Genomic DNA, 24636 nt, shown 5'->3' on the forward strand with positions numbered 1-24636 from the left:
ACCCTCCCCCGATTTAAAGCTCTCCGCACCGGTCATCGGTGCGGAGACAAAAGATTACAGCGATTTCGCCAGACGTTCGACGGCGGTCAGCAGACCGGCTTCAGAAACCGTCGAATAGGAAAGACGCAGCGTGCGGGTATCCGGATTATCGTTGTAGAACGCTTCACCAGGTACGTAAACCACGCCGTTTTCCAGCGTCTTCTCCAGCCACGCCATGGTATCGAACGGATAGCGGAAACGGGCCCAGAGGAACATTCCCCCTTCCGGGCGGCTAAACTCAAGATGCTCGCCAAGACGACTTTCCAGCGCATCAGCCAGCGCCACGCACTTCTTGCGGTAGTCTTCGCGGATCAGAGCGATCTGATCGTTCAGGCGATTCATTTCCAGATACTCAGCGGTGATAACCTGAGAGAGCATATTAGTATGCAGATCCGCCGCCTGCTTCACGATCACCGCCTGATGCGCCAGCCATTCCGGCATCACGATCCAGCCGATACGCATTCCCGGCGCAAGGATCTTGGAGAACGTGGAGGTGTACACCACCCGTTCTTCACAGCCTTGTTCGATCGCATGTTGATACAGCGGACGACGCACTTTATCGGTGAAGCTGATTTCGCCGTAGGGATCGTCTTCGATGATCACAAAATCATGTTGCTTCGCTAGCGCCACCAGCCGCTGGCGGCGATCGTCGCTGAGGGTTTTACCGCCGGGGTTGCCAAATGTCGGCACCAGATAGACCGCTTTAACCTTAGTGGTTTCCAGCAGATCGGCCAGTTGTTCAACCAGCATGCCGTTATCGTCGGTATCGACGCTCAGGATATTCGCCTGCGCCAGCTGGAATACCTGCAGCGCGGCAAGGTAGGTCGGACGTTCAACGACGACCGCATCGCCCGGATCGAGCAGCGTGCGGGCAATGATATCCAGCGATTGCTGCGAACCGGAGGTGATATACACCTGGCTTGCCGAGCAGGCCACGCCGCGCGACTGGCAGATTTCGCTCACCGCCTGGCGCAGCGGCGGATATCCTTCGGTAAGGCCGTACTGGAACGCATCATTAAAACGTTCACTCATCACCTTTTGCACCGCGAGGTTGAGACCTTCGGTATCAAACAGTTCCGGAGCCGGAATACCGCCGCCAAGCGAAATGACGCCAGGCAGTTTACTGTGTTTGAGAAGTTCGCGGACGGCGGAGGGCTTAAGTTCACCCGCGCGGGCGGCGAGGCGCCGATCGTGCATATGCTTTTCCTTTTCTATCTTGTTGTTGTGTTAGTTGTTCGTTGTAGCTTTGCAGGTGCCGGGCAGCGATACTAGCCGCTGCCCGGTTTGCGGCCGTTACTCGTCGTCTTTCAGCACGACTAATGGCTCAATATCGCTCTCTTTTTTCACCACCAGCGAATCATCGCCGCGCAGGCAGGTACCGCCATAGTTACCGCCCACCGTGAAGGTGCACACCTGAATGTACTTGCCGTCAACCTTCGGCAGACACCACAGCTGCTGGTAAATATTTTTGCGATCGACAAATTGCCCGCTGGTCTGATCCAATACCTCATCGTGCGGGCTTATCAGATCGATGTTATTACCGCAGCGCCCGGAGATCGGTTTGACCGCATAACCGGTTTTCGCCAGCTCGTCATTGACCACAAAATCGGTATCCAGCAGATAACGATGATGTGGGAACAGCGACCACAGCACCGGCAGAATTGCCTTGTTGCCGGGGATAACCGTCCACAGCGGTTCGAATACCAATACTTCAGGGCGCAGCAGGACGTCAATCAGGCGCACCTCATTTTGCGGATGACCGGTACGAATCGGCACTGCTGCATACTCATCGGCGCTGACTTCACGCACCTGCTCGATGGCGGTTTCCCATGCCCAGGTCTTCCACACGCAGTTAACCAAGCGGCCATCGCCATCGATAAGCTGCCCGGCGGCATCCCAGCGCAGTTCATCAAGGCCAAAGAGAATTTTGCTCTCAAAGCCCGCCTCGGTTAGCGAACGCTGAATAAACTGGGCATGGTAGTTCTCTTCAAGATCCTTATCCTGCATGATGTGCACGAACGGCCGCGCGCGGCTGTGCTTCCACGCCCCCGCCAGCTCCTCAAGCAGATTTTCCGCCGGATTATGGCCGGTACCGCGATAGCCCTGTTTCAGCCACTGTTCGAGGATCAATCCGCCTTCCGTATGGCAAGAGGCAGAGTCGGCGTTGTATTCGTACACCTTCAGCCCGCGCTCATCCATGCAGAAATCCATGCGCCCGGTAATCATATGATGACGGCGGCGCTGCCACGAGAGGCGCAGACGAGGCCAGAGAATTTTCGGAATATCGAACAGCGCCAGCAGGTTGTCATCCTTCATCACCTTATCAGTGGCGTGCAGATACATCAGATGCAGTTCATTGGTCGCTTTAATCAGTTCCTGTTCGGCGCTCTCGCTGATGGTGAAGTACTGGTAGGGATCCTGATTGATGAAATGACCGTTGGCTTCAACATAGGCCTTTTGCAGCGCGTCTTTCTCATTGAGCCAGTTACCGCGGAACTGGCCTTTATTCGGCAGCCGCGCGCCGCTGATTTTCATCTCCTCGCCCGGCAGCACCGGCTGCGGCAGGCTGTGCTCGGTATCGGCGGTCTGGATCATCCAGCCTAAAATTTCGGTATCGGCAAAAGTATCTTTGATGGTATAGACGCCGTCTTTCACTTCCAGCGTTAGCTCGCGGGTCCACTGCTGGCCCTGCGGCAGCGGCGCGTGGATGACGTTCTGCTCGGCGATACGGACCTTATTCCCTACCAGTTGCGTAATCACCGCCACGTGTCCGGTATGTTTAAACTCGCCGCCCTTCTGCCAGATCAGCAGCGAACCGGCGATCGGCGGACGGCGCGAGCCGTTGGCGAAGGCCTGCAGGGGAAGAATGTTGTCATTGACCACTTCGCGCAGAAAGCGCAGCGAGAAGATTTCGTAAGCCATACCGACGTCGGTAAAGACAAAGCCGTAGGTGAGGAATAAAAAGCGCCGCGCGAACTCCACGCACTGCCATTTATGCCCCATATACTCATTGCCGATATAGCTGCGGAAAGCGGCGTCATCCGGATAATCTTGTGGATTTAAGCTACTGTAATTCGAAGAATAAATTGCCACGCCGCCCGGCGCGTAGCCTAAAAGCGTGCCGAAAGGGGCGTCAATACTGGTCGATCCTTTACTCATTTAGCCTGACCTCAAATTAATGCAGCCCGGGCAGTTGGCGGAACAAAACTCCCTCTTCTTATCCTGCCGCAGGCACTTACCAGACAGAGGTGAAATGATGATACCACTCATTCGATTAGCTAAACGTGCCCTTATAGAAAATAACCCGGCGTCCATTGGCAAAAGTGATATTGTTAGCCAACACATAACAAAAAAACATCACTACATCAGGAGTCGACAATGAGCGCACCTTCGCATCTCAATGCCCAGCCGCTGGTCTGGGGACATGGCCCGCGGACTTTTGAAGTATTCCTCGAACCAACCTGTCCGTTTTCCGTTCGCGCCTTCAACAAGCTTGATGAATTGCTGGATGAAGTCGGCGCCGAGAACGTCACGATTAAGATTCGCCTGCAGTCCCAGCCGTGGCATCTGTTTTCCGGGGTAATCGTGCGCTGCGTGCTGGCCGCCTCCACCCTGCCGCACGGCAGAGAGCAGGCGCACAAAGTCCTGCAGGCGGTCGCCGATCATCGTGAAGAGTTTGAATTCACCGACCACTGCAGCGGGCCGAATATGAATACCACTCCGCAGCAAATTATCGAGCGCCTTGAGCGCTATAGCCACGTGTCGCTGGCGGCGGCATTTGCCCGCCCTGAGCTGCAAAACGAAATCAAATGGCACAGTAAATACGCCCGCCAGAACGGCATCCATGTGTCGCCGACGTTTATGGTCAACGGCCTGGTGCAGCCCGATCTCGGCAGCGGCGATGACGTCAGCGTGTGGGCCGCGCGGATTATGGCCTGAGATTAGCTGCTAGACTTTTTTGTACACCTTACTAAAGAGGCAGGTCAGTATGTCCGACAATCAATACCAACCACCGAAAGTATGGGAATGGAAACAGAATAACGGCGGCGCGTTCGCCAATATCAACCGTCCGGTTTCCGGCGCGACGCATGAAAAAGTGCTGCCCGTTGGCAATCACCCGCTACAGCTCTATTCGCTGGGCACGCCGAACGGGCAGAAAGTGACTATCATGCTGGAAGAGCTGCTGGCGCTGGGCGTGGCTGGCGCTGAGTATGACGCCTGGCTGATTCGTATCGGCGAAGGCGATCAGTTCTCCAGCGGCTTTGTCGAAGTGAACCCAAACTCGAAGATCCCGGCGCTGAGCGACCACTCCACCACTCCGCCGACCCGGGTATTTGAATCCGGCAGCATCCTGCTCTATCTGGCGGAAAAATTTGGTTTCTTCCTGCCGAAAGACCCGGCCGGGCGCACCGAAACGCTGAACTGGCTGTTCTGGCTACAGGGCGCAGCGCCGTTCCTCGGCGGCGGCTTTGGCCACTTCTATAACTATGCGCCGGTGAAAATCGAGTACGCCATCGACCGCTTTACCATGGAAGCGAAACGTCAGCTCGACGTGCTGGATAAGCAGCTGGCGCGCGGCCGCTTTGTGGCGGGGGAAGAGTACACCATCGCCGATATGGCGATCTGGCCGTGGTACGGCAACGTGGTGCTGGGCAACGTCTATAACGCCGCGGAATTCCTCGATGCCGGCAGTTACGTTAACGTGCTGCGCTGGGCGCAGGATGTGGGCAATCGCCCGGCGGTGAAGCGCGGACGGATGGTTAACCGCACCAATGGCCCGCTCGACGAGCAGTTGCACGAGCGCCACGACGCCCGCGATTTCGACACGCAGACCGAAGACAAGCGCCAGGCGTGATGCCCTTACCCGGCGGCGCGGAGCTGCCGGGTAAGTTGTCACATCAGTGTTTTACCTTGGTCAGGCGATCGAGATAGCCCATCACAAAGGCTGACAGCACAAATGTGAGATGGATAATGACGTACCACATCAGCTTGTTATCCGGCACGTTCTTCGCATCCATAAACACCCGCAGCAGATGAATGGAAGAGATAGCCACAATCGACGCCGCCACCTTGTTTTTCAGCGATGTCGCATCCATTTTGCCAAGCCAGTTGAGCTTCTCTTTACCTTCGTTAATATCCAGCGTCGAGACGAAGTTTTCATAACCGGAAAACATCACCATCACCAGCAGCCCGCCCACCAGCGTCATATCGACCAGCGAAAGCAGCGTCAGAATCAGATCCGACTCGCCGACGCTGAAGATATGCGGCAGGATGTGGAATATCTCCTGAAAAAATTTTATCGATAGCGCGATAAGCCCCAGCGAGAGGCCGAAATAAACCGGCGCCAGCAGCCAGCGCGAAGCATAAATAGCGTTTTCCAGAAAGCGTTCCATAAGGTCCTGTCAGTTTGTAAAAATGGCGGCCATTATATCGCAGCTGGTCCATATCAAAACGGTGTGCAGGCGGCGGGGAAATAAAAAAGGCCAACGCAGTGTTGGCCTTTCGGGAGATATCCTGGGGGAAATTACTTCGCTTTGACGGTCTCTTCGCCCACCAGACCAATTTTCAGGTAACCGGCCTGATGCAGCGTATCCATCACTTTCATCATCGTCTCGTAGTCGACGGTTTTGTCGGCGCGGAAGAACACGGTGGTGTCTTTCTTACCCTGAGTCAGCGCGTCCAGCGAGGCAATCACGCTCTCTTCGGTCACCGGATCGTTGCCGAGGAACATCGATTTGTCGGCTTTCACCGACAGATAAATCGGTTTTTCCGGACGCGGCTGCGGCTGGCTGGATGAGGCAGGCAGATTGACTTTGACGTCCACGGTGGCCAGCGGCGCCGCCACCATGAAGATAATCAACAGCACCAACATGACGTCGATAAACGGCGTCACGTTAATGTCGTGCATTTCGCCGTTATCATCGAGGTTTTCGTTAAAATGCATCGCCATAGCGGATCAACCTACCCGTAATTTCTGCGCCGGACGCAGCGGCTGAGAACCACTGGCGTTCAGGTCAAGGTCACGGCTTTGCAGCAGCATAATCTGCGCGGCCACATCGCCGAGAGAGGCTTTGTAGCTGGCAATCATGCGGGCGAAAACGTTGTAGATAACCACCGCCGGGATCGCGGCAAACAGACCAATCGCCGTTGCCAGCAGCGCTTCAGCGATACCCGGCGCGACAACCGCGAGGTTAGTGGTCTGCGTTTGCGCGATACCGATAAAGCTGTTCATGATGCCCCAGACGGTACCGAACAGGCCGACGAACGGAGAGATGGCGCCGATAGTCGCCAGATAACCGTTGCCGCGGCCCATATAGCGGCCAACCTGCGCCACGCGGCGCTCAAGGCGGAAACCGGTACGTTCTTTAATGCCTTCGTTGTCATCCACGCCTGCCGACAGTTCCAGCTCATTATTGGCTTCGTTAATCAGCTGAGTGGTCAGGCTTTTAGCATGGAATCCATTCGCGATAGTGTTAGCCTGATCGAGAGAACGCGCTTCGCTGAGCTGCTGCTGCTCACGCTTGAGGCGACGCTTGCTGGACAACATTTCGGCGCCCTTGCCGAAGAAGATAGCCCAGGTGACTACCGAAGCCAGAATCAAGCCAATCATCACAACCTTAACGACAATATCGGCGTGATGATACATACCCCAAACGGAGAGATCCGCCTGCATCAAATTATTACCCACACTGTTTCTCCAGGACGTCAATCACAAAAACTGAGCATAATAATATCAAAACGACATCGAATTGATAGTGGTTCTCATTAGTATTTACACTGTGCAGCAAATCACGTTTATTTTCTTTGCGCTTACGCAGTAAAAAAGCGGCTGACGCCGGTTTCGGGAAAATTTTTGCCTGTATCGTTTCCGGCCCGGTACACAAACCGGTATTCATGGTAGTTTAGACGTCCAGACGTATAAAAACAGGTTTCTATAACATGGCTGATAAACATCTTGATACCGCGCTGGTCAACGCCGGGCGCCGCAAAAAATATACTCAGGGTTCGGTGAATAGCGTTATCCAACGCGCCTCATCGCTGGTGTTTGATACCGTCGAGGCTAAAAAACACGCCACCCGTAACCGCGCCAAAGGCGAGCTGTTTTATGGCCGCCGCGGCACGCTAACCCACTTTTCGCTGCAGGAAGCCATGTGCGAACTGGAAGGCGGCGCTGGCTGCGCCCTCTTCCCCTGCGGCGCGGCCGCGGTCGCCAACACGATTCTGGCCTTCGTCGAACAGGGCGACCACGTGTTAATGACCAACACCGCCTATGAACCCAGCCAGGACTTCTGCACTAAGATCCTTGCGAAGCTCGGGGTGACGACCGGCTGGTTCGATCCGCTCATCGGCGCGGATATCGCCAACCTGATTCAACCCAATACTAAAGTCGTGTTTCTTGAATCCCCCGGTTCGATCACCATGGAAGTGCATGATGTGCCGGCCATCGTCGCCGCCGTGCGCCGCGTCGCGCCGCAAGCCATTATCATGATCGATAACACCTGGGCGGCAGGGGTACTGTTTAAAGCGCTCGATTTTGGTATCGATATCTCTATTCAGGCGGCAACGAAATATTTAATTGGCCACTCCGACGGGATGATCGGCACCGCGGTGGCCAACGCCCGCTGCTGGGAGCAATTATGTGAAAATGCCTATCTGATGGGCCAGATGGTCGATGCCGACACCGCCTACATGACCAGCCGCGGCTTGCGCACGCTTGGCGTCCGCCTGCGTCAGCATCATGAAAGCAGTCTGCGCGTCGCCGAATGGCTGGCGCAGCACCCTCAGGTGGCGCGAGTCAATCATCCGGCGCTGCCGGGCAGCAAGGGCCACGAGTTCTGGAAGCGCGATTTTAGCGGCAGCAGCGGTCTGTTCTCTTTCGTCCTTAATAAACGTCTGACCGACGCCGAACTGTCAGCCTATCTGGACAACTTCAGCCTGTTCAGCATGGCCTACTCGTGGGGCGGGTTCGAATCACTGATCCTCGCCAACCAGCCGGAACATATCGCGGCCATCCGCCCCGGGGCGGAAGTGGATTTCAGCGGCACTCTTATTCGACTGCACATAGGTTTAGAAAATGTTGACGATCTGCTGGCGGATTTAGCGGCAGGTTTCGCGCGTATCGTGTAAAGTGACAGGAAGTGGCAACAAAAGCGGACGCTTTCAGAAAAGCGGCCGCTTTTGTTGCGCCCGGGATCAAGGTGCTCGGGCCGCTTCAGGAGTACACTAGTCGAAAAACGGTACCACTTAGGAAAGTCCATGGTTGTCATTCAAGAGATTGTCGCCGCGCTGTGGCAACATGATTTTGCCGCATTGGCAAACCCTCACGTTGTGGGTTTTGTATATCTGGTCATGTTCGCGACCCTGTTTCTGGAAAACGGGCTGCTGCCGGCTTCATTTTTACCGGGCGATAGCCTGTTGCTGCTCGCCGGCGCGTTAATCGCCAAAGGCGTCATGGATTTTGTCCCCACTCTCGCCATTCTGACCGCCGCCGCCAGCCTCGGCTGCTGGCTGAGCTATTTACAGGGGCGCTGGCTGGGTAATACCACTATGGTGAAAGGCTGGCTGTCGCATCTGCCGCACAAATATCATCAGCGCGCCACCAACATGTTTGATAAACACGGCCTGCTGGCGCTGCTGGCCGGACGTTTTCTGGCGTTTGTCCGCACCCTGCTGCCAACCATGGCGGGTATTTCCGGCCTGCCGAACCGTCGTTTCCAGTTCTTTAACTGGCTCAGCGGTCTGCTGTGGGTTGGCGTCGTCACCGGTCTCGGCTATGCGCTGAGCATGATCCCATTCGTGAAAAACCACGAAGACCAGGTCATGACCTGCCTGATGATTTTACCGATCGCCCTGCTGGTAACCGGCCTCGTTGGTACGGTTATCGTCGTTATCAAGAAGAAATACTGCAGCGCCTGATTCACTCGCGCCGGATGGTCTCAAAATCCCCGGTAGCGCTGGCGCTTACCGGGGCTACAGGCGCCGCATCCTTATCAAATCCCCTGCATCGTGCGAATACGCGCGGCATCTTCACCCGGTGTAATACCAAAATAGCGTTTAAACTCACGGCTAAACTGCGAGGCGCTTTCATAGCCGACGCGCATCGCCGCCGCGCTGGCTTTCATGCCGTCATGAATCATCAGCATTCTGGCCTTATGAAGGCGATAGGTCTTCAAATACTGCAGCGGCGAGGTGCTGGTAACCGATTTAAAGTTATGGTGAAACGCCGAGACGCTCATATTCGCTTCCGCCGCCAGCTGGTCGACGCTGAGGTTTTCGGTGTACTGGCTTTCAATGCGCTTCAGGACGCGGCTAATCAGGCTAAAGTGCGTCTGCCGGCTCACCAGCGCCAGCAGCGCCCCGCCGCAGGGGCCAATCAGGACGTGATAAAGGATCTCGCGGATAATCTGTTTGCCGAGAATGCGCGCGTCCAGCGGTCGCTCCATCACGTCTAACAGGCGTTCCGCCGCACAGAGGATCTCTTCTGATAGCACCGCCGAGTTGATCCCGCTGGAAGCGACCGACGGCTGAAAAAGCTCATCTTCGCCGATATCCATCAGCAGCTCCTGCAACTGCAAAATATCGACATTCAACCGCATTCCCGCCAGCGGCACTTCCGGAGTCGCGAAGGTTTCGCATTCGAACGGTAGCGGGACGGTTAACAGTAAGTATTCGTTGGTGTCATAACGGAAGGTTCGTTCATTGATATAGCCAATTTTATGGCCGGAAAAGAGAAAAACGATCCCCGGCTGGTACATCACCGGCGTACGGGTGCCCGGCTGTGTCCCGTACAGCAGACGGATATCCGGCAGCAGGTCACTTAGCATTTCTTGCTTATCTTTCAGTTTGTTAACCTTGTCTGTTAATAGCTGGCATATCTCGGCACGGTTCATTTTCGCTGCTTCTCCGACGATTTTTCTACGTCCTTATTGTGCGTAGTTTCCTTCCTTTTCTCCAGCCAAATGGAGAAATGGGCAAGACAATGGCAGGAATGTGCATTGAGAGGAAACGGGCGCAGGAACACAATAGCCGCCATCGGGCAGAGAGTCGTCCTTTCTGCCGGGAGTTTCATCTTTATGAGGGCACCAGCCATGAATAACTTCAATTTACATACCCCAACCCGCATTCTGTTCGGCAAAGGCGCCATCGCCGACCTGCGCGAACAAATTCCAGCCGGCGCTCGCGTGCTGGTGACTTACGGCGGCGGTAGCGTGAAGAAAACCGGCGTACTGGATCAGGTACTGAGCGCGCTGGCTGGCTTTGACGTGCTGGAATTCGGCGGGATTGAGCCAAACCCGTCTTACGAAACGCTGATGAACGCGGTAAAACTCGCCCGCGAAGAGAAAGTGACCTTCCTGCTGGCGGTTGGCGGCGGTTCGGTGCTTGATGGCACCAAGTTTATCGCCGCGGCCGCGCACTATGACGCGAATATCGATCCGTGGGAAATTCTGGAAACCTACGGCAGCAAGATTACTCGCGCCATTCCGATGGGCTCGGTATTGACCCTGCCGGCGACCGGTTCCGAATCAAACAAAGGCGCGGTTATCTCGCGTAAAACCACCGGCGATAAACGCGCGTTTATGTCCGAACACGTTCAGCCGGTCTTCGCAATCCTCGATCCGGTTTACACCTACACCCTGCCGCCGCGCCAGGTCGCTAACGGCGTCGTTGACGCTTTCGTCCATACTGTTGAGCAGTACGTGACCTATCCGGTAAACGGCAAAATTCAGGACCGTTTCGCCGAAGGCATTCTGCTGACGCTGGTGGAAGATGGCCCGAAAGCGCTGCAGGAGCCGGAGAACTACGACGTGCGCGCCAACATTATGTGGGCGGCGACGCAGGCATTGAACGGTCTCATCGGCGCAGGCGTCCCTCAGGACTGGGCGACCCACATGCTCGGCCACGAACTGACGGCGATGCACGGCCTGGATCACGCTCAGACGCTGGCTATCGTGCTGCCGGCGCTGTGGAATGAGAAACGCGATACCAAGCGCGCTAAGCTGCTGCAGTACGCCGAGCGCGTGTGGAATATTACCGAAGGTTCCGAAGAACAACGTATCGATGCCGCTATCGCCGCAACCCGTCGTTTCTTCGAGCAGATGGGCGTGCCGACTCGCCTTTCCGATTACGGTCTTGACGGTAGCTCCATCCCGGCGCTGCTGGCGAAACTGGAAGAACACGGCATGACTAAGCTTGGCGAAAATCAGGATATCACTCTGGACGTCAGCCGCCGTATTTACGAGGCTGCCCGCTAAGTTATCCCCGCCTGATTCACCTCTCCTTACGTTAAACAAACGTCCGGGAGAGGTGTTTTTACTACCGTTTTTAGCTATTTCGTCCAGACTTAATGCTACCCCTCGGCGGATTTTTCACGCTGAGTTCATTAACAGGAGGAAGGCATGACACATCCAACCGTTATTAAACTACACGACGGCAACCTGATGCCGCAGCTGGGTCTCGGCGTGTGGAAAGCAGGCAACGAGGAAGTCGTCTCCGCCATTCATAAGGCGCTGGAAGTCGGTTATCGTTCTTTTGACACCGCCGCCGCGTACCAAAATGAGGCTGGCGTCGGCAACGCGTTAAGCAGCGCGGGCGTCAATCGCGATGAGCTCTTCATCACCACCAAACTGTGGAATGACGATCAAAAACGGCCGCATGAAGCGCTAAAAGAGAGCCTCAGCAAGCTGAAACTGGACTATGTGGATCTCTATTTAATCCACTGGCCGGTGCCAGCGATAGGCCATTACGTCGAAGCCTGGCAGGCGCTGATCGAACTGCAGCAGCAGGGGCTGGCAAAAAGCATCGGGGTGTGTAATTTCCAGGTGCCGCATCTGCAAAAGCTGATCGATGAAACCGGCGTCGCTCCGGTGATCAACCAGATTGAGCTGCACCCGTTAATGCAGCAGCGCCAGCTGCACGCCTGGAACGCCACCCACAAAATCCAGACCGAATCCTGGAGCCCATTAGCGCAGGGCGGCAAGGGAGTTTTCGATCAGAAGATTATTCACCATCTGGCGGATAAATATGGCAAAACGCCGGCGCAAATCGTCATTCGCTGGCATCTCGACAGCGGACTGGTGGTGATCCCGAAATCCGTCACGCCATCGCGTATTGCGGAAAACTTTGACGTCTGGGACTTCCGTCTCGACAAAGACGAACTCAGTGAAATCGCTAAGCTGGACCAGGGGAAACGTCTCGGCCCCGACCCGGATCAGTTCGGCGGGTAATCCCCTTCACTTTTGCCTTTAGCGCCGCGCGGCGCTAAAGGCTTTCGCAAATTAAATGGATATCCTCAGGCTCCAGCGCAAACAGCTCCGGGTCGGGCTCATCAATTAAACGACATCCCTGGGAAAGATAAAAATCAACGGTACTTTTATTGGGAATGGACGAAATATACAGGCCGGACGCGTCAAGGGCAGGAAGCTGTTGCAGCGCATAATCAAACAGACGTGGCCCCCATCCCTGACCGCGCTGCGCCGCGCCCACATAAAAGAATAACAGTTGGCGTAGATCGCCATTTTCACCCCGTGGCAAGGTATCAATCGCCGCCGCGGCAATGATTTTATCCTGCTCGAAAAAGGCGAAAAAAATACCGCCGCGATCGTAGCAGGACTCGTGAATAGGCGTATAAATCTGGCGATCGTGAGGATCCCAACCTCGCACATCATAATATTGCGGGTACGCCTGAAGCCGGCCATTATCGAGCTTATAAAGGGTGTCGATAATTTCACTGCGATCTATCTCCCACAACATTTCCAATTGCTGTCGCGACAGGATTACCGGCGTCATTATCGTTCTCTCTCCTTATATGAAAGGCTTTCCCCCGCGATCGCAACCGCCGGGGAAGCGTCTTAGCGGGACGCTGTCTTCGGCTTAATACGCTTTTTCGCACCCGGAGCGGCCGGCGTCTGGCGCTGATGCGCAACCGGCGTATGCTTCGTCAGCGCCGGGCGTGTATGACGGTTCTGGCGACGCGCTTCGCGCATCTCGTCCAGCGTCGGCGCCGGTACCAGGCAGTCACGGCGTGAACCAATCAGATGCTTTTTACCCATCGCCTCCAGCGCCTGACGGATCAGCGGCCAGTTTGCCGGATCGTGATAGCGCAGCAGCGCTTTATGCAGACGGCGCTGTTTATCGCCCTTCGGCACCACCACGTCCTCGCTCTTATAGCCGATTTTACCCAGCGGGTTCTTGCCGGTGTAATACATGGTGGTTGAGTTCGCCAGCGGCGACGGATAGAAGTTCTGTACCTGGTCGAGACGGAAGCGATGACGCTTCAGCCACAGCGCCAGATTCACCATATCTTCATCGCGCGTCCCGGGGTGGGCGGAAATAAAGTACGGGATCAGGTACTGTTCTTTACCCGCCTGCTTCGAATAGGTATCAAACAATTCTTTAAAGCGGTCATAGCTGCCCATGCCCGGCTTCATCATCTTCGACAGCGGCCCCTCTTCGGTATGCTCCGGGGCGATCTTCAGGTAGCCGCCGACGTGGTGGGTCGCCAGTTCTTTGATATAGCGCGGATCCTCTACGGCGATGTCGTAACGCACACCCGATGCGATAAGGATTTTCTTGATGCCTTTCAGGTCGCGGGCGCGACGGTACAGATTGATCGTCGGCTCATGGTTGGTGTCCATGTGCGGGCAGATATCCGGATAGACGCACGAGAGACGACGGCAGGTCTGCTCGGCGCGCGGCGATTTACAGCGCAGCATATACATATTGGCGGTTGGGCCGCCAAGATCGGAAATAATGCCGGTAAAGCCGGGAACCGTGTCGCGAATCGCTTCGATTTCATTAATGATCGAATCCTCAGAGCGGCTCTGGATGATGCGCCCTTCGTGTTCGGTGATCGAGCAGAAAGAACAGCCGCCGAAACAACCGCGCATGATGTTGATGGAGAAGCGAATCATCTCGTAGGCCGGGATACGCGCATCGCCATAAGAAGGATGCGGCACACGCTTGTACGGCAGCGCAAAGACGCTATCCATCTCTTCAGTCGACAGCGGGATCGCCGGCGGGTTAACCCAGATATAACGCTCGCCGTGCTTTTGCATCAGCGCGCGGGCGCAGCCTGGGTTGGTTTCATGGTGCAGAATGCGCGACGCGTGAGCGTACAGCACTTTGTCGCCTTTGACCTTCTCAAAGGAAGGCAGCAACACGTAGGTTTTTTCCCACGGTTTTGGCCGCGGCGGCTGCACGACAACGGCTTTGGCCTCGGCTTTTTTCGGCGCCACCGGTTTGTTGTCTGCGCACGGCAGGTCTTCACCGTACGGATGCGGAATCGGGTCGATTTTGCCCGGCGTATCCAGACGCGTGGAGTCAACGCCGCTCCAGCCCGGCAGCGCCTCTTTTACCATGATCGCGGTATTACGCACATCGCGAATATCGCCGATGTCCTCGCCCATCGCCAGACGATGCGCCACTTCAACCAGCGGGCGCTCGCCGTTGCCGAACATCAGCATATCGGCTTTCGAATCCACCAGCACCGAGCGGCGCACGGTATCGGACCAATAATCGTAGTGCGCGGTCCGGCGCAGGCTGGCCTCAATACCGCCGAGGATCACCGGCACGTCTTTCCATGCCTCTTTACAGCGCTGGGTATAAACCAGCGTCGCGCGGTCCGGGCGCTTACCCGCGACGTTGCCGGCGGTATAGGCGTCGTCATGGCGCAGCTTACGGTCGGCGGTATAGCGGTTGATCATTGAGTCCATATTGCCCGCGGTCACGCCGAAGAACAGATTCGGCTTACCCAGGCGCATGAAGTCTTCTTTGCTGTTCCAGTCCGGCTGGGAGATGATCCCTACGCGGAAGCCCTGCGCTTCCAGCATACGGCCGCAGATAGCCATGCCGAAGCTTGGATGGTCGACGTAGGCGTCGCCGGTCACCAGAATAATGTCGCAGCTATCCCAGCCAAGTTGATCCATCTCTTCACGCGACATTGGTAAAAATGGCGCAGGGCCAAAACAGGCAGCCCAGTATTGCGGCCAGGAAAATAGGTCACGATCCGGCTGGATCAGGGATATTGCGCTCATATTGCTTCCGGGGAAAATGATAAAAAAATAACCAAAAGGGCGTGGATTATAAGCCGGAATGATAGTGGAAATGAAGGAGGATTTTCTCAAACCCTGACCGTGTTGCGGCCAGGGTTGCGGATATTATGGCGCCGGATTCACCAGAATCTGGCCAATCGAGCCGCGGTCGGCGAGCTCCAGCGTCTGGCTCAGGTACTGGAATGGGAAGTGCGGCCAGGAAGGCTGGTTATAATAAACCAGCAGTTCCACCTGCCCGTCGATCCATACGGTATCTTTCCAGCCTCGATCTTCCGGGAACGGCATCGTTCCATTAACGTTACGGATCTGGAACATCACGCCTTCAATATGGAACGACTGCGGGCGGTCGGCGCGCACGGTCCAGCGCTCCCAGGTACCCTGCTGGGCGGTGATATCAATACGCTGCGGATCCCACAGTTGGCCATTGATGCCGGGGTCGTCGCCGAGCGTAATATCGCGGCTGCGCAGCGGCGTGCCGGAGAGCAGCTCGGTCGGCAGCAGCCGCACCGGCAGGCTATCGGTAACCAGCGGCAGCAGGCCGGTCGGACGCAGCGTCAGCACCAGCGTGGAGATCAAAATGCTCGACGGCTCGAAGAAACCGCGGATACGGTCGACGATGCTCGCCGCTTCGCCGCAGGTAATCGACACTTCATCGCCGTTGGTCATATCCACCAGAATTTCTCGCCGCTCGCCGGGGGCCAGCGACAATTGCTTAAGTGAGACCGGCGCCGGCAGGAAGCCCTGATCGCCTGAGATAACGTGCAGCAGACGACCATCGCTCATCTGCAACTGATAGCGGCGCGAGTTAGACGCATTCAGCAAACGCAGTCGTACCCAGCCGCGAGAGACTTCGACATACGGCCCCTGCGCGCCGTTGACCAACAGGGTATCGCCAACGAAGCCGCCGCTGCCCGGTTCGCTATATTCCGGGGTGCCGAAGTTATCCAGCCGCTTATCCTGAATAATCACCGGGAAGTCATCAACGCCGTAGTGGTTTGGGATCGGCAGGTTTTTGCTGACCTCGTCTTCCACCAGCCACATTCCCGCCAGACCGTTGTAAACCTGTTTCGCCATCCGGTTCGGGGTATTCGCCTGATACCACAGCGTGGCCGCGCCCTGGCGGATCGGCAGCACCGGCGCCCAATCCGCATTCGGCGACATCATGCGCGCCGCGCCGCCAATCAGCGGCCCCGGCACCTGCAGGCCGCGAATCGTCATGGCGACGTTTTCGGTCAGGCGGTTACTGTAGATAAGTTTGACGTCATCGCCATTCCAGACGCGAATGGTCGGCCCCAGGTAGCGGCCATTGATGCCCCATACCGGCGCGCGCGTGCCCTGGGTGAATGACCAGTGGGAACGTTGCAGGGTCAGAAACAGCGGCTGACCGCGACGGGATTCCAGCAGAGGCGGTATGGGGAGCGCCGGCTGCTGGCCGGCGGCATGAGCCTTCAGCGGCGCGGCGCCCGCGCACAGCGCTACACCTGAAGCCTTAATAAACTGACGCCGACTGAGTGACATATTAACTCCATGAAATACTGACAATGCAAAAAGGGAATTCGTTTCCCGCCAGCAATACGCTCGCGTTCGCGGCGTTTCCTGTATTATTTCTTTCCAGCCGCTTCGCGCTCGGCCACTTCTTTATCCAGCTCGGCGATTTTAGCGGACATCAGCTCGCGGCAGTGTGTCGCCAGCGCGCGCACGTTATCTTTACCAAACTGGCTGGTATCGACCGGCGGCAGCATCTCGACAATCACCAGACCGTTGTTCCAGCGATTGAGTTTAATTTTGTTCGATGTATTCGACACGCATACTGGAATAATCGGCACGCCAGCGGCGATAGCCGCGTGGAACGCGCCGGTTTTAAAGGGCAGCAGACCACGGCCGCGGCTGCGGGTTCCTTCCGGGAACATCCAGAACGAAATTTTACGCTTTTTAAACGCATTCACCACTTCAGCAATAGTGCCGTGCGCTTTGGTTCGGTTATTGCGATCAATCAGCAGGTTGCCCGTCAGCCAGTAAAGCTGGCCAAAGAACGGGATCCACAACAGGCTTTTTTTACCCACGGTAACCGTCGGCGGCTGCACGATGTTCGACGCTGTCACCATATCATAGTTGTTCTGGTGGTTAGCGATGTAGATCGCATTGCCGTAGCTTTCCGCGTCCGCAGGCTTACGCAGCTCGACTTTCAGGCCGAATACCGGGGACAGTCGGCCAAACAGATGACCAAACGTCGCGACGTGCTTAGGGTTGCGCGGGCTGAACAAGCAGTAAAGACTGCCAAATATGCACACCACGATGCAATAAATGACAACAAAAATTAGTCGAAAAATAAATAACATAGCTTCCTCTGAAACCCAAACCGCTTAGCGTTATCCCTGTAGAATAACAGGTTCAGGACACCGCAGCCCTCTCAACGCGGGGCGGAAAATCTCCGCCCCTGGAGGACATGTTAATCGCAATGCCTGAATAAACAACGATTTTGCGGCAAATTTTCGCATCCTCCAGCCAGGTGAAGGATGCGGGTCTTACTCTTCGCTGTCGCCAGCCGAGGCGCGGCGCGGGGAGTCGATCTCCACGCGGTCGATTTTTTGCAGGCCGCGCATCAGCGAACCGCGACGACCGCGCTCGCCGGTGACTTTTTGCAGCTCTTCCGGACGCAGTTTGATCTTACGCTTGCCGACGTGGATAGTCAGCGTGCTCTGCGGCGGCAGGACAAACAGATGCGCCAGCCCATCCTGGCCGGAGGCGGCTTCCGCCGACGGAATGTTGATAATCTTGTTGCCTTTGCCTTTCGACAGCTGCGGCAGGTCGCTCACCGGGAACATCAGCATGCGCCCGGCGTTGGTGATCGCCAACAGCATATCGGCATCGTCTTCAATGACCAGCGGCGGCATGACATGCGCGTTCTCCGGCAGCGTAATCAGCGCTTTACCGGCGCGGTTGCGCGCCACCAGGTCGTTGAAGGTACAGACGAAACCGTAGCCGGCATCGGAAGCCATCAGCAGCTTCTGATCGTCTGCCTCCATCAGCATATGTTCTACGCTCGCGCCCGGCGGCAGCGTCACTTTACCGGTGACCGGTTCGCCCTGGCCGCGGGCGGAAGGCAGCGTAATCGGGTCAATGGCATAGCTGCGCCCGGTGGTATCAATGAATACCACCGGCTGGTTGCTCTTGCCTTTCACCGACGCTTTCCAGCCATCGCCGGCTTTGTAGCTCAGCCCCTGCGCATCGATATCGTGACCTTTGGCGCTACGCACCCAGCCCATCTGCGACAGAACGATAGTGACCGGCTCGGACGGCAGCATATCGTGCTCGCTCATCGCCTTCGCTTCTTCGCGCTCGCGCAGCGGCGAACGGCGATCGTCGCCGAAGGTATCGGCATCGGCCTGCAGCTCTTTCTTCAGCAGGTTATTCATCTTGCGCTCAGACGCCAGAATCGCCTGCAGCTGATCGCGCTCTTTTTCCAGCTCGCTCTGCTCGCCGCGGATCTTCATCTCTTCCAGCCTGGCGAGATGACGCAGTTTTAATTCCAGAATCGCTTCCGCCTGGGTTTCGCTGATGCCGAAGCGGGCAATCAGCGCCGGCTTCGGTTCATCTTCGTGGCGGATTATCTCAATCACTTCATCAATGTTGAGGAAAGCGACCAGCAAACCTTCGAGGATGTGCAGGCGCTTGAGGACTTTTTCCAGACGGTAGTTCAGGCGGTTACGCACGGTATCACGACGGAAGGTCAACCACTCCGTCAGGATTTCAAGCAGGTTTTTCACCGCCGGACGGTTGTCCAGGCCGATCATGTTGAGGTTGATGCGGTAGCTCTTTTCCAGATCGGTGGTGGCGAACAGGTGGTTCATCACCTGCTCCATATCCACGCGGTTGGAACGCGGCACGATCACCAGACGGGTCGGGTTTTCATGATCCGACTCATCACGCAGGTCATCAACCATCGGCAGCTTTTTGTTACGCATCTGCGCGGCGATCTGCTCCAGCACGCGCGCGCCGGACACCTGATGCGGCAGCGCGCTAATCACCACCGCGCCGTCTTCTTTCGCCCACACGGCGCGCATGCGCACCGAACCGCGGCCGTTCTGGTAGATTTTGCGAATTTCCGCGCGCGGGGTAATGATTTCCGCTTCGGTCGGGTAGTCCGGCCCCTGCACGATATCCAGCAGCTCATCGAGGGTGGTTTTCGGTTTTTCCAGCAGCGTAATCGCCGCCTGCGCCACTTCACGCAGGTTGTGCGGCGGGATATCGGTGGCCATACCAACGGCGATGCCGGTGGTGCCGTTCAGCAGAATGTTCGGCAGACGCGCAGGCAGCATTTTCGGCTCCTGCAGCGTACCGTCAAAGTTCGGTACCCAATCGACGGTGCCCTGGCCGAGCTCACTGAGCAGCAGCTCGGCGTATTTCGACAGACGGGATTCGGTGTAACGCATCGCCGCGAAGGATTTCGGATCGTCCGGCGCCCCCCAGTTCCCCTGCCCGTCCACCAGCGGATAGCGGTAAGAGAAAGGTTGCGCCATCAGCACCATCGCTTCATAGCAGGCGCTGTCGCCGTGCGGGTGATATTTACCCAGTACGTCGCCGACGGTGCGGGCGGATTTTTTGAACTTGGCGCTGGCGTTCAGGCCCAGCTCGGACATTGCATAGACAATGCGGCGCTGAACCGGCTTTAAGCCATCGCCAATAAACGGCAATGCCCTGTCCATGATGACGTACATGGAGTAGTTCAGGTAGGCATTTTCCGTGAATTCATGTAGCGCGAGGCGCTCTGCCATATCGCTCATTAATCGTGGATCCTCAATCTGGGACGCGGCCATTGCGGCGGCAAAACTACCCGCGATAATACCCGATCTCACGCCCTGAGTCACAGGAAGTGAGATCGGTTAAAGAGGATGAGGATATCAATCAGGCTAACGGTAAATAAATATCGGTGCGGAGTTCATGCTCGCCAACTTCATGCACAAAATTGAGGTAGCGGAAGTACACCGGAAAATCCCTTAGCGTCTCCCCGGAGGCGGGCAGCCAGTCGCGATAGAGAAACCAGACGCTTTGCGCCAGCGTGTCCAGCGAACCGTGATGGCGGGCCACTGCGCAACGGCCTGCCGGGATCTCGCCGTTAATCACGCCAAACGCGTTTTCGCGAATCGGTTGCTCAACGGTGCCGCAGATATCAAAACGAAACGCGTCGCCTGGCGTTGTTTGCGGATCGTCCCAGGCAATGCCCCAGGTTTCGCTGGTGGCGACTGGCGACAGCCCGCTCGTTTTGCGCCATGCGATAAAACGCGCGGCGGTGGCGTTGACCAGGTCCGGGCTCCCGCGATGTTGCAATACAGCGATCCTTGTGGCTGGAAATTGAATAATGTTGACGTCCATCGAAGTTTGCTCCTGTAGCGTATGTTTCGGTACGCGCCGATGCCACTCGCCCCAATCCGGTCGCTGACGGAACTGAGTCGGGCTTTGATCAAACGCGGTACGGAAGGCGCGACTGAACGACTCCGAATTTTGAAATCCGGCATCAAGGGCAATATCGATGATTTTATCCTGCGGGTTGAAAGCCAGGCGCCAACAGGCGCGCCGCAGGCGTAACCACTGAATATACCGGTACAGCGGAACGCCGGTATACGCGCTAAATTGCCGGTGAAAATGGTAAGGCGAGCTATACGCAATCGCGCTCAGCGCCTCCAGCGTTAGCGGCTCATCAAGATGGTTCTCAATGTACAAACAGACTCGCTGAAAACGCCCGACGTACGCCGGGCTGGCCTTAATATCGTTCATCGTCTCCTCCACGCGACACACTCTGCCAGAGCGAGGATAGCGATTCCTGACCGATCTTGCGCACTCTGGCGCGGGCATTATGGCGTGATTTTACGGATCTGCTTCACGTCGATCTCGACCGAGTTCCAGTCTTTATCGACTTCACCCTGAATTTCTACCGTATCCTGCGGGCCGACGGTGACGCCGTTCCAGCGCTTGTGGTCGATATCGACGTTCACCACGCCGGAGGCATCCTGGAATTTATACAGGTCATCAGAGATGCGCTCGACGATTTTACCGCGCAGGGTCACCCAGGTGTCATCACGCAGCGACTTGGCGTTCGCCACGGTGGTCACCGCGCCGCTCGGCCCGGTGAAGCCGCCGGCCTGCGTGGTAGTGGTAGTCGACGGCCCGGTGAAGCCACCCTGCCCGGCGGCCAGTACCGGCATGGAAACCAAAGCAATAATCGCGGTCATCGCAGCAATTTTTTTCATCTTATATTCTCCCTTTTGTGTTGGTATGGCTCCTATTACGCCTGACAAAACTTAACGACTTCTTAAGCGGAAAAAAGAAATTTTAATGCTGTACATCCCCTGCTTCAACGCGGTTTACTGCGCAAAGAAACGGGATCGGCGGAGGGAAACATGCGCATATTATTGGTAGAAGATGACAAACTGATCGGCGACGGCATCAAAGCCGGGCTGAGCAAAATGGGCTTCAGCATCGACTGGTTTACCGCAGGCCAGGAGGGTAAAAATGCCTTATATAGCGCCCCTTACGACGCCGCGATACTTGACCTTACCCTCCCCGGCATTGACGGCCTCGATATTCTGCGCGAATGGCGTGATAAAGGCCGTAATGAACCCGTGCTGATCCTCACCGCCCGCGACGCGCTGAGCCAGCGGGTTGAAGGGCTACAGCTCGGCGCCGATGACTATCTGTGTAAACCCTTCGCCCTGATTGAGGTGGCGGCGCGTCTCGAAGCGCTGATCCGCCGCGCTCACGGCCAGAGCAGCAGCGAGCTACGCCACGGCAAGGTGAGCCTCGATCCAAACCGCTTAACCGCCAGCCTCGACGGCGAAAGCCTGGCGCTGAAGCCGAAGGAGTTCGCCCTGCTGGAACTGCTTATGCGCAACGCCGGGCGCGTATTGCCGCGTAAGCTTATCGAGGAAAAGCTCTATAACTGGGACGACGAGGTCTCCAGCAACGCCGTGGAAGTACACGTTCATCATCTGCGCCGCAAACTCGGCAGCGGTTTTATCCGCACCGTGCACGGCATCGGCTATACCCTGGGTGACGCATGAAACGACTCGCCCGTTTAAGCCTGCGCCTGCGACTGACGCTGCTGTTTGTCCTGCTGACCAGCGCCGCCTGGGGGATCGCCTGCGTGATCGCCTGGCAGCAGACCAGCGAAAAGCTGGATAAGCTGTTTGATACCCAACAACTGCTCTTCGCCCGCCGCCTGAGCGCGATGAATGTCGAGGAGCTACAGGCGCGACCGACGCAAATCCGCGAAAAGAAAAAAGTTAAACACGGCCATCTTGATGATGACGCGCTGGCCTTCGCTATCTTCACCCGCGACGGGAAAATGGTGCTCAACGATGGTGAAAACGGCGAAGATATTCAATGGGGATCGCAACGCGAAGGCTTCAGTGACGGCTATCTGCGCGGCGATGACGACGAATGGCGCTTCTTGTGGTTGACCACCGCCGATGGCCGACATCGTATCGCCGTCGGTCAGGAGTGGGATTATCGCCGGGAGATGGCGGTGGATATCGTCACCTCGCAGCTCACGCCGTGGCTGGTCGCGCTGCCGCTGATGTTCCTGTTACTCATTGTGCTATTAAGCCGCGAGCTGGCGCCGTTGAAGAAACTGGCTCGAACCCTGCGCCAGCGCGCGCCGGACTCGGCGGAACGTCTGTCGGACGACAAAATCCCTTCGGAAGTTCGCCCGCTGGTCGATGCCCTGAATCAGCTATTCAGCCGTACCCACGAAACCATGCTGCGCGAGCGCCGTTTTACCTCTGATGCCGCCCACGAGTTGCGCAGCCCGCTGGCGGCGCTGAAGGTGCAAACCGAAGTCGCCCAGCTTTCGATGGACGATCCCGAAGGCCGGGATAAAGCGTTGGCGCAATTACATCAGGGCATCGACCGCGCCACTCGGCTGGTCGATCAATTACTTACGCTGTCGCGTCTGGATTCTCTCGCGCAACTGGATGACGTGCAGCCGGTCGCCATCGACGACCTGCTGCAGTCGGCGGTGATGGAGATGTATCACCACGCCCAGCAGTCCGCCATTGAGCTACGCCTGCATCTGAATGCCAGCAATATCGTCCGTACCGGCCAGCCGCTGCTGCTCAGCCTGCTGGTACGCAATCTGCTGGATAATGCCGTGCGCTATAGCCCGCGCGGTAGCCGGGTGGATATCACGCTTTCCGCCCGCGAGTTCCGGGTTCGCGACAATGGTCCAGGCATTAGTCCGCAAGCCCTGGCGCGCATTGGCGAGCGTTTTTATCGCCCGCCGGGCCAGGACGCCCCCGGCAGCGGATTAGGCTTATCGATCGTTCGCCGCATCGCCTCGCTGCACGGTATGCGGGTTGATTTTGCTAACGCGCCGGACGGCGGCTTCGAGGCACGCGTTTACTGGTAGCCTCATTATTGCCAAAAATGCAAAAGACTTTGCACATTTTGCTCATTTTACTGCCCCGCTTCGCGGGGTAAAATTGCCGACAAATTTAATAGGTTGAGGGCAAAAAATGAGCAACATCCTGATTATCAACGGGGCGAAAAAATTCGCTCACTCTAATGGCCAATTAAACGACACCCTGACCGAGGTCGCGGATGGTTATCTGCGCGACGTCGGGCATGATGTTAAAATCGTCCGCGCGGAAAGCGAGTACGATGTAAAAGAAGAAGTGCAGAATTTCCTGTGGGCCGATGTGGTTATCTGGCAGATGCCGGGCTGGTGGATGGGCGCGCCGTGGACCGTGAAAAAGTACATGGATGACGTCTTCACCGAAGGCCATGGTTCTCTGTACGCCAGCGATGGCCGTACCCGCTCCGATGACAGCAAAAAATATGGCTCCGGCGGGTTGATTCAGGGCAAACAGTATATGCTGTCGTTGACCTGGAACGCGCCGATGGAAGCTTTCACCGATAAAGATCAGTTCTTCCACGGCGTCGGCGTTGATGGCGTTTACCTGCCGTTCCACAAAGCCAATCAGTTCCTTGGCATGAGCGCGATGCCGACCTTTATCGCCAACGACGTGATTAAAATGCCTGACGTTCCACACGTCATCGCAGAATATCGCAAGCATCTGGCCGAGATTTTTGGTTAACTAGATGTCTACACTCGCTGTTATTCAAGTCACTAACCTTGAAGTATGGCGAGTTAACACACAGAAGGAGTTGAGTTAACCATGTTAACAGTGATTGCCGAAATTCGTACCCGTCCGGGCCAGCACCACCGTCAGGCGGTACTGGATCAGTTCGCTAAAATTGTCCCTGTGGTACTGCAGGAAGAGGGTTGCCACGGCTACGCGCCGCTGGTTGACCACGCCGCCGGCGTGAGTTTCCAGACCTCCGCCCCGGATTCGATCGTCATGGTCGAGCAGTGGGAAAGCGTCGCGCATCTCGAAGCGCATCTGCAAACGCCGCACATGAAGGCTTACGCCGAAGCGGTAAAAGGCGACGTGCTGGAAACCAGCATCCGCATTTTGCAGGCTGGCGTATAAGCCCGGCAAAAGCAAAAAAGGGAGCCTGGGGCTCCCTTTTTCGTATCTGGCGGCTGACG

Annotated in this window: 22 protein-coding genes and 1 pseudogene; 10 read left to right on the plus strand and 13 right to left on the minus strand. The window is 56.6% G+C overall.

Features of this window, described 5'->3' with window-relative positions; genetic code table 11:
- Positions 1 to 54 precede the first annotated feature (54 nt).
- Both AC22LX_RS11905 and gss read right to left on the minus strand, forming a co-directional pair.
- Positions 55 to 1236, minus strand: coding sequence for an aminotransferase-like domain-containing protein (locus tag AC22LX_RS11905; protein ID WP_045392134.1), 1182 nt, complete (start codon positions 1234 to 1236; stop codon positions 55 to 57).
- Between the two features lie 96 nt (positions 1237 to 1332).
- Complete coding sequence (gene gss, locus AC22LX_RS11910; protein WP_032712528.1) at positions 1333 to 3198, minus strand: bifunctional glutathionylspermidine amidase/synthase; 1866 nt, start codon at positions 3196 to 3198, stop codon at positions 1333 to 1335.
- A 219-nt stretch (positions 3199 to 3417) separates the two neighbouring features.
- On the opposite strand from gss, the gene AC22LX_RS11915 reads away from it, so the two are divergent.
- Both AC22LX_RS11915 and yghU read left to right on the plus strand, forming a co-directional pair.
- Positions 3418 to 3978: a DsbA family protein gene (locus AC22LX_RS11915; RefSeq protein ID WP_015703498.1), complete on the plus strand. Its 561-nt coding sequence runs from the start codon at positions 3418 to 3420 to the stop codon at positions 3976 to 3978.
- Between the two features lie 49 nt (positions 3979 to 4027).
- Positions 4028 to 4894 (plus strand): glutathione-dependent disulfide-bond oxidoreductase, encoded by an 867-nt coding sequence (gene yghU, locus AC22LX_RS11920; protein ID WP_015703499.1) that lies wholly within the window; start codon positions 4028 to 4030, stop codon positions 4892 to 4894.
- A 43-nt stretch (positions 4895 to 4937) separates the two neighbouring features.
- Here the strand turns inward: yghU and AC22LX_RS11925 are convergent, their stop codons facing one another.
- From AC22LX_RS11925 to exbB, 3 genes are all read right to left on the minus strand, one after another.
- On the minus strand, positions 4938 to 5432 hold the full coding sequence (locus tag AC22LX_RS11925; RefSeq protein WP_032712529.1) for a TIGR00645 family protein: 495 nt from the start codon (positions 5430 to 5432) through the stop codon (positions 4938 to 4940).
- 131 nt (positions 5433 to 5563) lie between these two features.
- Positions 5564 to 5989, minus strand: coding sequence for a TonB system transport protein ExbD (gene exbD, locus AC22LX_RS11930; protein WP_015369671.1), 426 nt, complete (start codon positions 5987 to 5989; stop codon positions 5564 to 5566).
- Between the two features lie 6 nt (positions 5990 to 5995).
- Positions 5996 to 6727: a tol-pal system-associated acyl-CoA thioesterase gene (gene exbB, locus AC22LX_RS11935; RefSeq protein WP_015369670.1), complete on the minus strand. Its 732-nt coding sequence runs from the start codon at positions 6725 to 6727 to the stop codon at positions 5996 to 5998.
- 251 nt (positions 6728 to 6978) lie between these two features.
- Here exbB and metC point away from each other — a divergent pair, with 251 nt between their 5' ends.
- Positions 6979 to 8166: a cystathionine beta-lyase gene (metC, locus tag AC22LX_RS11940; RefSeq protein WP_045392139.1), complete on the plus strand. Its 1188-nt coding sequence runs from the start codon at positions 6979 to 6981 to the stop codon at positions 8164 to 8166.
- Between the two features lie 129 nt (positions 8167 to 8295).
- On the plus strand, positions 8296 to 8955 hold the full coding sequence (gene yghB / locus AC22LX_RS11945) for a DedA family general envelope maintenance protein YghB (RefSeq protein WP_045392141.1): 660 nt from the start codon (positions 8296 to 8298) through the stop codon (positions 8953 to 8955).
- Between the two features lie 74 nt (positions 8956 to 9029).
- On the opposite strand, the gene AC22LX_RS11950 is transcribed toward yghB, so the two are convergent.
- On the minus strand, positions 9030 to 9929 hold the full coding sequence (locus AC22LX_RS11950) for an AraC family transcriptional regulator (RefSeq protein WP_045392143.1): 900 nt from the start codon (positions 9927 to 9929) through the stop codon (positions 9030 to 9032).
- 198 nt (positions 9930 to 10127) lie between these two features.
- On the opposite strand from AC22LX_RS11950, the gene yqhD reads away from it, so the two are divergent.
- A complete protein-coding gene (yqhD, locus tag AC22LX_RS11955) occupies positions 10128 to 11291 on the plus strand; it encodes an alcohol dehydrogenase (RefSeq protein ID WP_047043028.1) in 1164 nt (387 codons plus the stop codon).
- Between the two features lie 144 nt (positions 11292 to 11435).
- The gene (dkgA, locus tag AC22LX_RS11960; protein ID WP_015369664.1) at positions 11436 to 12263 is read left to right on the plus strand and encodes a 2,5-didehydrogluconate reductase DkgA; all 828 of its coding nucleotides are present in this window, start codon (positions 11436 to 11438) and stop codon (positions 12261 to 12263) included.
- 34 nt (positions 12264 to 12297) lie between these two features.
- Here the strand turns inward: dkgA and AC22LX_RS11965 are convergent, their stop codons facing one another.
- The 7 genes and pseudogenes from AC22LX_RS11965 to AC22LX_RS11995 all read right to left on the minus strand — a co-directional run bounded on the left by AC22LX_RS11965 (position 12298) and on the right by AC22LX_RS11995 (position 21337).
- Entirely contained in the window at positions 12298 to 12825 is a 528-nt protein-coding gene (locus AC22LX_RS11965; RefSeq protein ID WP_049059497.1) for a GNAT family N-acetyltransferase, read from the minus strand.
- Between the two features lie 31 nt (positions 12826 to 12856).
- A pseudogene (locus tag AC22LX_RS11970) lies at positions 12857 to 15161 on the minus strand (YgiQ family radical SAM protein); the annotation flags it as partial.
- A gap of 33 nt (positions 15162 to 15194) precedes the next feature.
- On the minus strand, positions 15195 to 16607 hold the full coding sequence (gene ftsP, locus AC22LX_RS11975) for a cell division protein FtsP (RefSeq protein ID WP_045392156.1): 1413 nt from the start codon (positions 16605 to 16607) through the stop codon (positions 15195 to 15197).
- A gap of 83 nt (positions 16608 to 16690) precedes the next feature.
- Entirely contained in the window at positions 16691 to 17428 is a 738-nt protein-coding gene (gene plsC / locus AC22LX_RS11980) for a 1-acylglycerol-3-phosphate O-acyltransferase (RefSeq protein WP_045377717.1), read from the minus strand.
- Between the two features lie 186 nt (positions 17429 to 17614).
- A complete protein-coding gene (gene parC, locus AC22LX_RS11985) occupies positions 17615 to 19873 on the minus strand; it encodes a DNA topoisomerase IV subunit A (protein ID WP_045392162.1) in 2259 nt (752 codons plus the stop codon).
- A gap of 121 nt (positions 19874 to 19994) precedes the next feature.
- A complete protein-coding gene (locus tag AC22LX_RS11990; protein ID WP_045392165.1) occupies positions 19995 to 20864 on the minus strand; it encodes an AraC family transcriptional regulator in 870 nt (289 codons plus the stop codon).
- Between the two features lie 77 nt (positions 20865 to 20941).
- Positions 20942 to 21337, minus strand: a complete 396-nt coding sequence (locus tag AC22LX_RS11995) for a YgiW/YdeI family stress tolerance OB fold protein (RefSeq protein ID WP_045392168.1) — start codon at positions 21335 to 21337, stop codon at positions 20942 to 20944.
- Positions 21338 to 21487: 150 nt separating this feature from the next.
- On the opposite strand from AC22LX_RS11995, the gene qseB reads away from it, so the two are divergent.
- The 4 genes from qseB (at position 21488) to AC22LX_RS12015 (ending at position 24577) form a co-directional block, all read left to right on the plus strand.
- On the plus strand, positions 21488 to 22147 hold the full coding sequence (gene qseB, locus AC22LX_RS12000) for a quorum sensing response regulator transcription factor QseB (protein WP_032712534.1): 660 nt from the start codon (positions 21488 to 21490) through the stop codon (positions 22145 to 22147).
- Positions 22144 to 23493 carry a quorum sensing histidine kinase QseC gene (gene qseC / locus AC22LX_RS12005; protein ID WP_047043041.1) on the plus strand — a complete coding sequence of 450 codons (1350 nt, stop codon included), beginning with the start codon at positions 22144 to 22146 and terminating at the stop codon, positions 23491 to 23493. The genes qseB and qseC overlap by 4 nt, the downstream gene beginning before the upstream one ends.
- Before the next feature lie 106 nt (positions 23494 to 23599).
- A complete protein-coding gene (locus AC22LX_RS12010; RefSeq protein WP_020077910.1) occupies positions 23600 to 24181 on the plus strand; it encodes an NAD(P)H-dependent oxidoreductase in 582 nt (193 codons plus the stop codon).
- A gap of 81 nt (positions 24182 to 24262) precedes the next feature.
- A complete protein-coding gene (locus AC22LX_RS12015) occupies positions 24263 to 24577 on the plus strand; it encodes a putative quinol monooxygenase (protein WP_015369654.1) in 315 nt (104 codons plus the stop codon).
- Positions 24578 to 24636 lie beyond the last annotated feature (59 nt).

This window comes from Klebsiella sp. PK01 (assembly GCF_057624675.1).